This window comes from Sulfurovum sp., from assembly GCA_020525365.1.
GTDB lineage: Bacteria > Campylobacterota > Campylobacteria > Campylobacterales > Sulfurovaceae > Sulfurovum.
In genome coordinates, this window is the sequence record JAIZOF010000001.1 from 1293978 (window position 1) to 1307692 (window position 13715).

9 protein-coding genes and 1 pseudogene are annotated in these 13715 nt (G+C 36.3%); 7 read left to right on the forward strand and 3 right to left on the reverse strand.

The window, feature by feature from the left end; genetic code table 11:
- Positions 1-15: 15 nt before the first annotated feature.
- From carB to LGB01_06495, 4 genes are read left to right on the forward strand one after another with little or no spacing between them, the layout of a single operon-like run.
- The gene (carB, locus tag LGB01_06480; GenBank protein ID MCB4753843.1) at positions 16-3285 is read left to right on the forward strand and encodes a carbamoyl-phosphate synthase large subunit; all 3270 of its coding nucleotides are present in this window, start codon (positions 16-18) and stop codon (positions 3283-3285) included.
- A gap of 12 nt (positions 3286-3297) precedes the next feature.
- Positions 3298-3741 (forward strand): Sua5 YciO YrdC YwlC family protein, encoded by a 444-nt coding sequence (locus LGB01_06485; GenBank protein MCB4753844.1) that lies wholly within the window; start codon positions 3298-3300, stop codon positions 3739-3741.
- Positions 3741-4106 (forward strand): HIT family protein, encoded by a 366-nt coding sequence (locus LGB01_06490; protein ID MCB4753845.1) that lies wholly within the window; start codon positions 3741-3743, stop codon positions 4104-4106. The genes LGB01_06485 and LGB01_06490 overlap by 1 nt, the downstream gene beginning before the upstream one ends.
- 8 nt (positions 4107-4114) lie before the next feature.
- Entirely contained in the window at positions 4115-4693 is a 579-nt protein-coding gene (locus LGB01_06495; protein MCB4753846.1) for a methyltransferase domain-containing protein, read from the forward strand.
- 148 nt (positions 4694-4841) lie between these two features.
- Here LGB01_06495 and LGB01_06500 read toward each other — a convergent pair whose 3' ends face one another.
- Entirely contained in the window at positions 4842-5480 is a 639-nt protein-coding gene (locus LGB01_06500) for a class I SAM-dependent methyltransferase (protein ID MCB4753847.1), read from the reverse strand.
- Between the two features lie 206 nt (positions 5481-5686).
- Here LGB01_06500 and LGB01_06505 point away from each other — a divergent pair, with 206 nt between their 5' ends.
- Complete coding sequence (locus tag LGB01_06505) at positions 5687-6367, forward strand: phosphoglycolate phosphatase (protein ID MCB4753848.1); 681 nt, start codon at positions 5687-5689, stop codon at positions 6365-6367.
- A gap of 9 nt (positions 6368-6376) precedes the next feature.
- Entirely contained in the window at positions 6377-7816 is a 1440-nt protein-coding gene (locus LGB01_06510) for an FAD-binding oxidoreductase (protein ID MCB4753849.1), read from the forward strand.
- Between the two features lie 2098 nt (positions 7817-9914).
- On the opposite strand, the gene LGB01_06515 is transcribed toward LGB01_06510, so the two are convergent.
- Positions 9915-10280 (reverse strand): hypothetical protein, encoded by a 366-nt coding sequence (locus tag LGB01_06515; protein ID MCB4753850.1) that lies wholly within the window; start codon positions 10278-10280, stop codon positions 9915-9917.
- 2217 nt (positions 10281-12497) lie between these two features.
- The gene (locus tag LGB01_06520; protein ID MCB4753851.1) at positions 12498-12734 is read right to left on the reverse strand and encodes a hypothetical protein; all 237 of its coding nucleotides are present in this window, start codon (positions 12732-12734) and stop codon (positions 12498-12500) included.
- A 336-nt stretch (positions 12735-13070) separates the two neighbouring features.
- On the opposite strand from LGB01_06520, the pseudogene LGB01_06525 reads away from it, so the two are divergent.
- Positions 13071-13151, forward strand: a pseudogene (locus tag LGB01_06525) ((2Fe-2S) ferredoxin domain-containing protein).
- Positions 13152-13715: the final 564 nt, after the last annotated feature.

Sequence of the window (13715 nt, forward strand, 5' to 3'; positions counted from 1 at the left end):
AAGGTGTAATTCTCCATGCCAAAACGCGAAGACATTAAAACCATTCTGCTTATTGGATCAGGTCCTATTGTTATTGGACAAGCTTGTGAATTTGATTACTCAGGAACACAAGCTGCCAAAACACTTAAAGAACTTGGCTACCGTGTTGTACTTATCAATTCCAATCCTGCGACCATCATGACTGATCCTGAGTTTGCCGATCGTACCTATATTGAACCAATCAACGAAGAGATAATTGCTCAAATTATCAAACAGGAGAATATTGATGCTATTCTTCCTACCATGGGTGGACAGACTGCACTCAATGTTGCTATGAGCATGCATGAAAAAGGAATGCTAGAGGATATTGAGTTTCTTGGAGCTAACCCCGCTGCTATTAAAAAAGGGGAGGATAGACAAGAGTTCAAAGAAGCAATGATTAAAATTGGAATGGATTTACCAATTTCTCAGTATGCCTACAATATAGATGAAGCACTTGATGCTGCCGCAAAGATTGGTTTCCCATTGATTATCCGTGCCTCATATACCCTTGCAGGTGGTGGCTCAGGTGTAGCATACAATATAGATGAGTTTAAAGAGATTGCCCAAGGCGGACTTGAAGCCTCTCCTATTTCGGAAATTCTCATCGAAGAATCACTCTTAGGGTGGAAAGAGTATGAGATGGAAGTTATCCGTGACCGTGAGGATAATTGTATCATCGTCTGCTCTATTGAAAATTTTGACCCAATGGGGGTTCATACCGGAGACTCTATCACTATTGCTCCTGCCATAACTTTGACAGACAAAGAATATCAGCACATGAGAGATGCCTCTTTTGCCATTTTACGTGAAGTTGGTGTTGACACAGGAGGAAGTAACGTACAGTTCTCCATTAATCCTGAAACGGGTCGCATGATTGTCATAGAGATGAATCCACGCGTGAGCCGCTCTTCTGCTCTCGCCTCCAAAGCAACTGGTTATCCTATTGCCAAAGTAGCAACTCTACTAGCAGTTGGCTATACACTTGATGAGATTACTAATGATATTACTGGTACGCCAGCTTCTTTTGAACCAGTCATTGACTATATTGTTACTAAGTTGCCACGCTTTACATTTGAAAAATTTCCAATGGCAGATTCTACTCTCACTACTGCCATGAAATCTGTTGGTGAGGCAATGAGTATGGGACGCACTTTCAAAGAGTCATTCCAAAAAGTACTCTGTTCACTTGAAACTGATTTAATAGGATTTAATGAAATCAAATGCAATGAAGAGACACTTATACGAGAGATACGTCGCCCCAATGCAGAACGTATGCTCTATGTCTATGAAGGACTCAGACGAGGCATGAGTGTTGATACCATCTTTAATCTATGTAAGATAGACCGCTGGTTCCTCTATCAGTTTGAAGAACTTGTTAAAGTTGAAAAAACAATGGATATCTCAGTACTTACCAATGAAAAACAACTTCGCTCCATTAAGGCAGATGGTTTCTCTGATGCTATGATTGCAAAAATTATCAATCAAAAAGATGGGTTAAATCTAACCGAGAATGATATCTATAATGCTAAAGAAAAACTTGGCATCAAACTAGAATACAATGAAGTTGATACTTGTGCGGCAGAGTTTAAAGCCCTTACTCCTTATCTTTATTCAACAACAAATATTAGTAAGTTACCTAACAGCGCAAAAGACAAAAGACAAAAGACAAAAGACAAAAAGGTTTTGGTTATTGGTGGTGGTCCCAATCGTATTGGTCAAGGAATTGAGTTTGATTATTGCTGTGTTCATGCAGCATTTGCACTTAAGGACATGGGTATTAAGTCGATTATGTACAACTGTAATCCTGAAACTGTCTCAACAGACTATGACACATCAGACATCCTCTACTTTGAGCCTATTGATTTTGAACGTGTAAGAAATGTAATAGAGACAGAAGAACCAGATGGGGTTATTGTCCATTTCGGTGGACAAACACCACTAAAACTAGCAAAAAACCTTACAGCAATTGGGGCAAAGATCAGTGGGACTTCTGCAAAAGTAATTGATCTTGCAGAGGATAGAGAGCTTTTTAGTAACTTTATTAAAGAGTTAGGGCTTAAACAACCCGATAATGGTACTGCCTTTGCTAAGGATGAAGCAATGGCAATTGCTAATCATATTGGTTATCCAGTTCTTATTCGTCCAAGTTTTGTACTTGGTGGGCGTGGAATGAGAACAGTCTATAATGATACCAAACTACGTGAGTACCTCGATGAAGCAGTCTCTGTCTCACATGAGGCACCAGTACTCATTGATAAGTTCCTTGACAATGCCATTGAGCTCGATGTTGATGCCATCAGTGATGGAAAAGATGTTTATATTGGCTCCGTTATGCAACATATCGAAGAGGCAGGTATTCACTCAGGTGACTCTGCCTGTTCGTTGCCCCCAGTAAGTATTTCCAATCAACTTATATCTGAGATCAAAGAACAAACAGCAAAGATTGCTCTTGGTTTAGGGGTAATTGGACTACTCAATATTCAGTACGCCATCCATAAAAATGAAATCTATCTAATAGAGGTGAACCCAAGAGCCTCCAGAACTGTACCATTTGTCTCAAAAGCAACAGGTGTGCCATTAGCAAAAGTTGCAACACGTGTTATGATACAAGGAGATCTCAAAGAGGCACTCAAGTACTATGATACTTTTGGGGTAGTTAACTTCGATAAAAAGATTATGGAACCTAATCTTAAAGGTCATATCGCAGTCAAAGAGGCAGTTTTCCCATTTAACAAGTTACCTGGATCTGATCTTATTCTTGGTCCTGAGATGAAGTCAACAGGGGAGGTCATGGGGATCTCAAAAAACTTTGGTATAAGCTTTGCAAAATCACAATTTGCCTCCAATAATAACATTCCACTTGAGGGAAAACTCTTTCTCTCTCTTACAGAGACAGACAAACCTTTTGCAGGTGAAATTGGACAGATGTTTGTTAATCTTGGTTTTGAGATTATCGCTACTTCTGGTACACATATTGCACTTGAAGCTTCTGGTATTCCCTCCACTAAAGTACTAAAAATTAGTGAAGGTCGTCCAAATATCAATGATATGATTAAAAATGGAGAGATTACTCTTGCCATCAACACCTCTGACAACAATGCAAGCAAGAGTGATGCAAAGATTATTCGCCAATCTGTTCTTGCCAATAATGTTGCCTACTTCACTACTCTTGCTGCAGCCAAAGCAACTGCACTGGCAATCAAAGAACTCAAAGCCAACAAAGATTGTGTTGCACCAAAAGCAATACAAGACTATCTTAGCTAGGCATAGACCCTCATGCGTGAGAAACTGAAGCAATATGTATTTCTCACCCAGACCGATACAATAGTTGGTTTTATCTCACAAAACAGTACCAAACTAACACAAATCAAACAGCGTCCACCACACAAGCACTATATTAGGGCGGTTAATTCTCTTCATCTACTTAAGTCGTTTACGCGTGTACCAAAAATACACAAAAAACGACTTAGACATAGTCAAAAAACAACATTTATTATGCCAAATACTTGCTCTTTTAGGGTAGTCAAAGACTCTCATCATTTGCTTCTTCTTAATCGTATAGACTGGGCATATACTACTTCAGCAAACCTAAGTGGGAATACATATGATGAGAACTTTTCCAAAGATGCTACTGATATTATTGTTGAACCATTACACAACGAGTGTACACCATCACGTATTATAAAACTTGGAAAATATAGTCTTAAAAAGATACGGTAATGTCTATTCTCTATAAAAATAGTACTATACGCATTGAGATAGAATCTAGCGAAATACCATGGCTAAAGATATTTACCCAGTACCCTTATCGAGAGATGAGCAGTGTACCCACTGAGATAAAGTTTGAAATCTATAATCTTCTTGACATGATTGAGAAAGAGATGATTGCATACTACAAGCCTGATAAGATCAATATTGCCTCTTTTGGTAACTATGTGCCGCATGTGCATTGGCACATCATGGCACGTTTTAAAGAAGATAGTTTTTTCCCTGAACCAATGTGGGGTAAAAAGCAGAGAGAAAGTAGACTCTCTCTCCCCTCTTTTGAAATATTCTACAATATGCTTCGACAAAAACTTCATTAAGGTAAAAAATGTCAGAAAAAGACCGTCAAAAATGGAATAAAAAGTATCATCAAAAACCACAGTTACTCGAGGAGCGTTCTCCAAGCTCTCTTGTAGTAGATTACTATACTGCTTCATCAGGGACAGAAGCCCTTGATGTTGCATGTGGTGGCGGTAGACATACACTCTTTCTTGCAAAAAAAGGCTTTCATGTCGATGCGGTTGATATCTCTGATGTTGCACTTGATGCACTTACACAAAAAAGCACATTACTTCCCATAACACCTATCAAAGCTGACCTTGAAACATTTATGCCAGTCAACAAAAAGTATGATCTAGTCATTATGACAAACTATCTTGACAGGGTACTCATTTCTCAAATTTCTACCACATTAAAAAAGGGTGCTCTTTTTATTGTTGAGACCTACATGGAAGATTCTAGGAATGAAAAGAAAGACTCAAATCCCGATTTTCTACTCAAAAAAGAGGAGTTAAAACATCTATTTCCAAAAACCTCTTTTGATATACTTTTTTATGATGAGTATTGGAATGAGTCTTACGAAATATTTAACATGAGAAAGCAGGGAATTGTGGTAAAAAAAATATAGATACTGAGTACAAATTTCTCAAGATTTATGCACGTTTATCCATAATCCAATCCTACTATTTTATCAAATCATTATCGCAAAAGTTTAGCAACAGTAGTCATCAGAAAAAGTAGACAATATTAATAGTAAACTATCTTGGGGCTAGCTCTTAATACTTCTTAAGCACAATCATATTCTTACCGTTATCTGCAATATACCCACAACCATATTTTTGTGCCAATGCTTCAAAAGTTTTACGTCTAAAAAAGGTAATATGTGTTGGGTCTTTATGGTAATACCATTTTTTAAATGCATCAACTTCATTGGGGTGAAACTGTGTCTGAAATGCTAAGTATCCATTTGACACCAATCGTTCAACCAACTGCTCAAAAATACTTCCTGGGTCATGCAAATGTTCAAAAACTTCTGTTGAAACAATAAGTTCATATTGCTTAGTATTCCATGCTGTGTTAGGATGATAGATGGGGTCATACACATCTGTATCAATATGCATAAATTTTAACATATTGGACAATAGTATACTTCTCCCACACCCAAAATCAAGTGCGTTTTTTGGCTTACCGACTAGAGGAATGACAAAGTCTAAAAAACGCTGAAAGTAAGCCCTATACTCTCCGTCTTCCTCATTATTTTCATGTAAATCATAGCGTAATTTTTGTTTTTTGATAGTCTGATAACATGAGGGTTCTTTAAAAATATACTCACAGGGCTTACAATGGTAATAGGTAACGCTGGTTTTTTCATCATGGAAAGTCATGGTTTTGTTTTGACAGATATGACACCGCACACAATATTCCTTCTTACCCACAAATCTTATCTACTATTTTACCAAATTCTCTCTGTATGACAAATAGCCCAATCATGCTAACTATAAAAAGTGGTTTATATTGAAACATGAAAAAATAGATCTTCATAAATACTCTTAGCCAATTGACATTTCACCAAAAATTAGTATAATCCTACATCAATAGACCATTTTATATAGGAAAAAATGTGAAAACAATTCCCATCAAACAAGCTATCTTTTTTGACCTTGACGGTACACTCATCGACAGTGTTCCTGATCTTGCTACTGCTGTAAACATTATGCTTGAAAAACTTGGTAGAAAAATCTATAGTGAAACAACCATACGAAATTGGGTTGGCAATGGATCGGTCACCATAGTCAAGCGTGCGCTACTTAATCAGTATGATGTAGACAATGAAAGCATCAATGGAGCACTTCTAGAAGAGGCACATGCACTCTTTCTTGAGGCGTATGAAACACACCTGTGCAACACAACCAAACCCTATCCCCATGTACTTGAAACACTCAAAGAGCTAAAAAATAGTGGGTACAGGCTTGCTATTATCACCAATAAACCACACCGTTTTGTTGGAACCATTTTACAATGTCTCCATATGGACAACCTCTTCTCTTTTTTCTTTGGTGGCGATACACTACCAAAGAAAAAGCCCGATCCACTACCACTACTACAGATGTGTGAACTGATGAATTTACCCAAAGAAGCATGTGTGATGGTCGGAGACTCAGGCAATGATATGCGTGCTGCTAATGCTGCTAATATTGATGCGGTGGGCGTTACTTATGGTTATAATCATGATGAAGATTTACAGCAGTATACACCTGCAGCAGTCATTGATAACTTTACCGAACTTCTCAAAATATTTTAATAGATTACAATGAAGAAAGAAACCCCTCAAATAGCTATTGTTGGTGGTGGAGTTTCTGGTGCAACCATGGCACTTCACTTTGGAAAAATGGGTATACCGTGTACCCTTTTTGAACAGGAGAGATATCTCATTTCAGGACCACCTTTTTGTCACCTGCATGCAGGTGGGAATCTCTACCGTGAAATCAGTGACATGCAATGCATCACACTGCTCAAGCAGTCTATTGACTTTATACGATATTACCCTTTTATTGTTGACTACCGCCCTACCGTCATTGCTATTCCCGTCGAAGACAAAGGAAGCCCTGAGGATCTGCTGCCACGCCTAAAACTACTTACCCAAACATATAAAACACATATTGCCAAAGATGCTGCCAATGAAGTATTGGGTGCGCCCGAAACATATTATCGCACTTACAGTCGAACAATGATGGAAAAACTGCGTCATGCAACAACAGTTACCAAACCAAAGACTTTTGATGAGTGGATCATTCCTGTTGCTAAACAAATTGACTTTGAAAAAGTGAAGTTTCCTCTCATCTTAGTGCAAGAGTATGGGCTCAATCTCTTCAGGCTCTCTGCGGGACTCTCTTTGGCATTAAGCAAAATAGGCTCTGTAAACCTCATGCCAGAAACCCGCGTAACCAGTGTCAAACATCAACATAAAAAGTGGTATATTACTTTTAAACAGAATGGACACACCAAAACAGAGACTTTCGACTACCTCATCAATGCTGCAGGCTTTAGGACTGGATATATTGATGACATGATTGGTGTCCCTTGCCAAAGTATGGTAGAGTTCAAGGCTGCATATGTTAGCAAATGGGAGAAGTGTTGTGATGCGCTTTGGCCAGAAATTATCTTCCATGGTGAACGTGGTACGCCACGTGGCATGGGGCAATTTACACCCTATCCTGAGGGGTATTTCCAACTACACGGTATGACTAAAGAGATTACCCTTTACGAAGATGGATTGGTTACCAACACACCTTTTAGTTGTCAGCCACAGCTCAAACAGGACTTTATTGAAAAAATAGAGCGACAATGGCGTACCGAAGAGGTTGAAGAGCGTACGCATAATGCTATTGAACATTTGGCAAAATATATTCCACACTTTTCTAAAGCACAAGTTGGCTCCAAGCCACTCTTTGGTGCACAGCAAATCCCAGGAAGCGACCCAACCCTACGTGTGGCAGAAGTCTCCTTTCCTGCTGAGTATTATGCCCGTTGCGAGGTTGTTAAGGTCTCTTCAGTACTCGATATGGTTGATGCCATACATAAAAAACTACATACATTAGGGTTGGTCAATGATGCACAAAAGGTAAGAAACTTGGAGCATCTCACACTGTTTGACGAAGAGACTTTGGCAACAAAAGCAGCACAAATTGCACAGGCTCGTCATTACCCTGTGGCACTTTCAAAACGTAATGTTACCCAGATTTCAACATAGGATTCTTCAAATTCATCATTTTATATACCAAATACTATTATATGGTACAATACCATACATTTTGAGGGAACATTAATGTATAGACTCTTTCTCTTTACTTTTCTTATACCAGTCGTACTCTTTTCTGCCGAATTCAAACGGCTTGGACTTAACAAAATAAGTGATACATTGTAAATGGTTCCACCAAACGGTGTGGTTTATTGCATAACAGTGCCTGTTCACCATTTTTTAGCCTTGGAGTGTTTCAAGCATGGGGATAGGGTTTGGTTGTGTTACACAGGTGTGTTTGCCTCAAGAAAGAGTGCATGTGCCTCTCTCTAGAAGTGCTCCATTGATGCTTTCATTGTCTAATCATACTGATTAAGTAGCGCACGCTTGACTATGGTGACCGATCCATCACAACCCAATTTCGTATTGTTTCAGCACTACAGATTTTCTACCAAGTTTTCAAGCATACTGTTGCAGCAGTAGCAAAGATCAGGAACACTGTCGATGAGTGTACCCCTCGTCAAGGTCAAAAAGATAGCTTGTTTGATGGGAATTGTTTTCTACATTTTTCCTATATAAAATGGTCTATTGGATGTAGGATTATACTAATTTTTGGGTGAAATGTCAATTGGCTAAGAGTATTTATGAAGATCTATTTTTCAAGCGTTTCCAACATAAAACCACTTTTTGGCAGTTAGTAATGATTGGGCCATTTGTCATACAGAGAGAATTTGGTAAAAATAGTAGATAAGACAGGGTAGAAGGAATATTGTGTGCGGTGTCATATCTGTCAAAACAAAAACCCATAACTTTCCAAGGATGAAAACCAGCGTTACTCATTACCATTGTAAGCCCTGTGAGTATATTTTAAAGAACCCTCATGTTATCAGACTATCAAAAACAAAAAATTACGCTATGATTTACATGAAAATAATGAGGGAGCTATTTGAGTATAGGGTTTACTTTCAGCGTTTTTTAGACTTTGTCATTCCTCTAGTCGGTAAGCCAAAAACGCAATTTGATTTTGGGTGTGGGAGAAGTATACTATTGTCCAATATGTTAAAATTTTATGCATATTGACAGATGTGTATGACCCTACTCCATCATCCTAACACAGCATGGAATACTAAGCAATATGAACTTATTGTTTCAACAGAAGTTTTGAACATTTGCATGACCCAGGAAGTATTTTGAGTTATTGGTTGAACGATTGGTGTCAAATGGATACTTAGCATTTCAGACACAGTTTCAATTCTAATGAAGTTGATGCATTTAAAAATGGTATTACCACAAAGACCCAACACATATTACCTTTTAGACGTAAAACTTTGAAGCATTGGTACAAAACATGGCTGTGGGTATACTAGTAGATAACGGTAAGAATATGATTGTGCTTAAGAAGTATTAAGAGCTAGCCCCAAGATAGTTTACTATTAATATTGTCTACTTTTTCTGATGACTACTGTTGCTAAACTTTATGATAATGATTTGATAAATAGTAGGATTGGATTATGGATAAACGTGCATAAATCTTGAGAAATTCTGTACTCAGTATCTATATTTTTTACCACAATTTCGCTTTCTATGTGTTAAATATTTCGTAAGACCTTATCTCCAAATACTCATCATAAAAAAGTATATCAAAAGAGGTTTTGGAATATGTTTAACTCCTTTGAGAAAATCGGGATTTGGAGCCTTTTCAATTCCTAGAATCTTCCATGTAGGTTCCTAAATAATAAAAGAGACCTTTTTAATGGTAGAAATTTGAGAAATGAGTAACTCTGTCAAGATAGTTTGTCATGATGTGACTAGATCATACTTTTATTGACTGGCATAAATGTTTCCAAGGTCAGCTGATAGGTGTTATGGGAAATAATGTGCTTTTTGTAAAGTGCATCATGCAACATCAGAGATATCAACTGCATCGACATGAAAGTTTCTTTTTGCAAGAAAGAGTGTATGTCTATCACACCACATGCAACATCAAGGGCTTCTGTCCCTGATGAAGCAGTATAGTAATCTACTAAGGAGAGCTTGGAGAACGCTCCTCGAGTAACTGTGGTTTTTGATGATACTTTTTATTCCATTTTTGACGGTCTTTCACATTTTTTTACCTTAATGAAGTTTTGTCGAAGCATATTGTAGAATATTTCCAAAAGAGGGAGAGAGAGTCTTCTCTCTCTGCTTTTACCCCACATTGGTTCAGGGAAAAACTATCTTCTTTAAAACGTGCATGATATGCCAATGCACATGTGGGTACATAGTTAAAAACTGTATTGAGAAATCCTTTTAATGTACTATTTTTTAGTTTGACGTAATAAAAATTTTTTTTCATACGTTGTTGTGTTGCTTCATCTTTGATGATAACCGTTAATGCACAAGTATCTGCCAAATTTTCAATCACATCTTCTATTGTTAGTTGACTATCAATAGTGACTGAAAAAAGTTTATTGGAGCAACTGCTAGCTGATGCCACATTCATAAAACCTAATATAAAAATATATATTATGGCAAATCTTATTTCTTTAAATTTTATATTTTTCATTCTAAAACTAAACTTATCAAATGTAAATTCTTTTGTTATGTACATCTTTTAAATCTCGCATATTTATGAATTTATCTTTATATTTTATTAAAACCTTTTTTGTATTTAGATATTAATTTATCAATTTCTTGATTATTCTCTAGCTTCCATCAGGTAATCTATATAAGTTTTGTTTTGTTTTCAAAGGTAAATTTTCTTATTTGAATTAAATGAATATATTTTATCTGCATCAAATAAAAAATAGATATGGAACATTGCATTTGAATAGGCAGGATTAATAAGAGAGCTTAATACATTGCTACTTGCACTGCAAATATCTATTCTTTTAATTCCTTTGGAAATTTCAAAAGTTTTTATTTCCAAAAAATTTCTAACTCTGTTTCTCCCTCAACGAAAAGTATAAAATTGCTAAAAAGAGTTTCCAGCCTCATTATCACTAAAAATATTCAAAAATCTACTATCTTCATAATGCTGATTCTACTTTTTGAACTCTAGTATTATCTTCCTGTTTTTAGGAAAAATGTAATATCTGTTGGTTAGCTTTCCAAAAAGTTTTATCACTTCTTTTACAATATTGGGTGAATGTGCTGCAAATATTATATTTGATATGGTGTTTTGTATTTACCTTTCTTAGTCTCCTTTCGTTTTTATAAGTGTTGTATATATCATGTGCTTGTAAATAAGCCTTCATTTCGTTTAGGATGTAGTCCTACTTCTGGTTCATCTATATATATCGTAGGATTAATACACCCTTCTCGTAAGAGAGATAAGTAACTCTAAAGCTATCTTTATAAATCTATAGGAGTTTGTACCCATCAGATTGCACTTCTAATGACTTCTCATCTATTAAAAATGTTTGTCCTTTTAATCCAGCTTTTATATAATTTTAAAACCTTTTCACGATAACTATAATTTCTATTGGTTTGGGTGGCATGTTGAATTTTTCTATATAATTTTATAGCCACTGCCATCAGATGATAACTTATTATTGAAAAAAATTTGATAACATCATCTTATGTTTTAGTTTGTTGATGGATGTTCGACTTTAATCTACTAACAATAATCCACAGTTTATTCCAGTCATAACCAACATGTCTAGTTTCAATATCGAAAATGGGTACAGGTAGTTAATGATATTCAGTATATCTCTTTGCTTTTAGTAGACCATTTTGTGAATCATCAGAATTTACTTGTAGAGTCAATTCATGTTCACCTTATCTTTATCAAGGATGAAAATATACCTATTCAAAAAAGTACATTGTAGATATGTTTAAAAAACTACTTTTACCTTTATTTGTTTCCAGATGTAACCATTTGCTTTATTCTTGATGTATCATACACCATCGTAATAGTACCAAAACGTACTATAGTTAGGAATTTAGAGTAGGTGGTAATTCCTTTACCTTCCAGTTTGTTGTAAAAAATCAATAAGTTTTAAAAGGTTTGATTTGCTCTGAATTGTTTCTTCCTACGATATGCCATCTTTAAAATCATCTATTATTAACTCAATAAAAAAAGATAGGAGATTTTTTAATTTTTATTGATTTGATACTCATTATTTATCTTTCAATAGTATTAAAACTACCATATACAAATAAATCCCCATGCTCTTGGCCTGTTTCTTGAAATTCATTATAACCATTTTCTCCCATGCTATCATTCTATGCTATGACTATGCTTCTCCTTCCTTACAAAAACTAAACAGATAAAAATTGACAATTTATCTGATTCTATCAATTTGCCTTTTACAAAACACACATCAAGACATAAAGTGGTGGCTTTTACAAGGAAAACGTTTATGGTTTTGTGCTACCTCTGCAAAAATGGTTACTCCTGTACCAGTCTCTTTTAGCAATCTTTTCTACAACCTCCTCTTTGGGTGGATCAAATGCAACGAGCATCTCATACTCCTCTCCACTAAACCCTATATTTTCATCAATACTCTAATACATGCATACCTTTTTATTGATATCGAGTAGTTTATTCGTATCACAATAAAGCCCTCCATCGGAATATCCATGCCACTGCGTAGATATCTCCCTGTTTCATAGATGAAATCTGCTCTTAATTGTGGCTCATAAACCGTGAACTCTCCGGATATCTTCTCGCCTCTGCAAAGTGCCTCAAGATCATGCTTACTCCCCTAGTCTACCCGTATAGGCAAGTAGATCGCTCCACTTTAAGTCCTGTACGTAGTAATGGATGATCACTTTCTGAAATGAGGTGGATAATCATGAAGCTTTTCAGATCCAATAGTATCGCCCCCAATAATCTCACAACCATACCTGAAGCTGTTTGATTTACACTTCCATTGTCAATCCCACTGGTACTCATTTCAGGAGGAATAGAAACAGTCAACAGTGCAAATTTTAAGTGTGCATTCATTGCCACTCACATCAGAGATACGACCAACATTGCCTGCGTCCAATCTGTGTCATGCCTCATCCATGACCGCCTAAAGTGTGTATCCTCAAAGAAGGCATCTGTACTATAGATTGTGTTGCTACCAAACAGCAGCATCATCTCCAATATAGTGAGAGTGAACTTTATTGAAAAAGTTAGGATGTTTCATTAAGAAATCCCTTTATTTTTTATAGGTATGGGATTATAGTTTAAAAATTTTAATAGTAGATTGACATGTATCAATCTACTAATTAATCCCTATTTAAGTATTTAGGAGTAAAATACTCCCAATTAAAACTAAATGTAAAAGGAACTATAATGATGCAAGGTGTGCCACAACCAGCCTTCTATATTTTCAAATGTCAACAATCAGCACCTCCAGGTATGCCAAAACCGTCGAAATACTTCCAAGAAATTAAAGTACAAAATGATGACTTTGCCTATCCTAAAAAGGAGACTTGTTTTAAAATCAATGGGCTTGTGGTCACAGGGAAGGAATCGATATTGGAAATTGTAGAGAGACTTGGAACAGAGCTTCTCATTAAACCTGTACTCTCTTATCGTTCCAATCACTGCCTTATTATTGATGACAGCGACTTTATGCAACGTTTTGAACTGCTTGCTCCTTACGCGACCGATAACGACAAGACTTACTATAAATCACTTTATGTACAACACTATGCTTCAGAGAGTTCCAAGTTTAACCATGCATACATTGGTGATGCTATTTTATTATTGGCACATAGAATGATAAGTAATGGCTCCAAAGACAAAGAGGCAATTCTTGCGGCCATCAACGATGAATATAATGGTCTTAATGCTTGTGAGTTTGAAAATAATGTATTTAAGGGAGAATCATATACTGAAACCATTGAAGCGTTGTATGCAATGTATGATCGTCCTGCACCTAACAAGCTTTTTCAAAAGATCAGTAAAAAACTCTCGCACAAAGTACGGGCAGCA

Excerpts from the sequence above, each read along its gene's own strand:
- carB (MCB4753843.1), top strand. The coding sequence starts at position 16 with ATGCCAAAACGCGAAGACATTAAAACCATTCTGCTTATTGGATCAGGT.
- LGB01_06485 (MCB4753844.1), top strand. The coding sequence starts at position 3,298 with ATGCGTGAGAAACTGAAGCAATATGTATTTCTCACCCAGACCGATACA.
- LGB01_06490 (MCB4753845.1), top strand. The coding sequence starts at position 3,741 with ATGTCTATTCTCTATAAAAATAGTACTATACGCATTGAGATAGAATCT.
- LGB01_06495 (MCB4753846.1), top strand. The coding sequence starts at position 4,115 with ATGTCAGAAAAAGACCGTCAAAAATGGAATAAAAAGTATCATCAAAAA.
- LGB01_06510 (MCB4753849.1), top strand. The coding sequence starts at position 6,377 with ATGAAGAAAGAAACCCCTCAAATAGCTATTGTTGGTGGTGGAGTTTCT.
- LGB01_06520 (MCB4753851.1), bottom strand. The coding sequence starts at position 12,734 with ATGAATGCACACTTAAAATTTGCACTGTTGACTGTTTCTATTCCTCCT.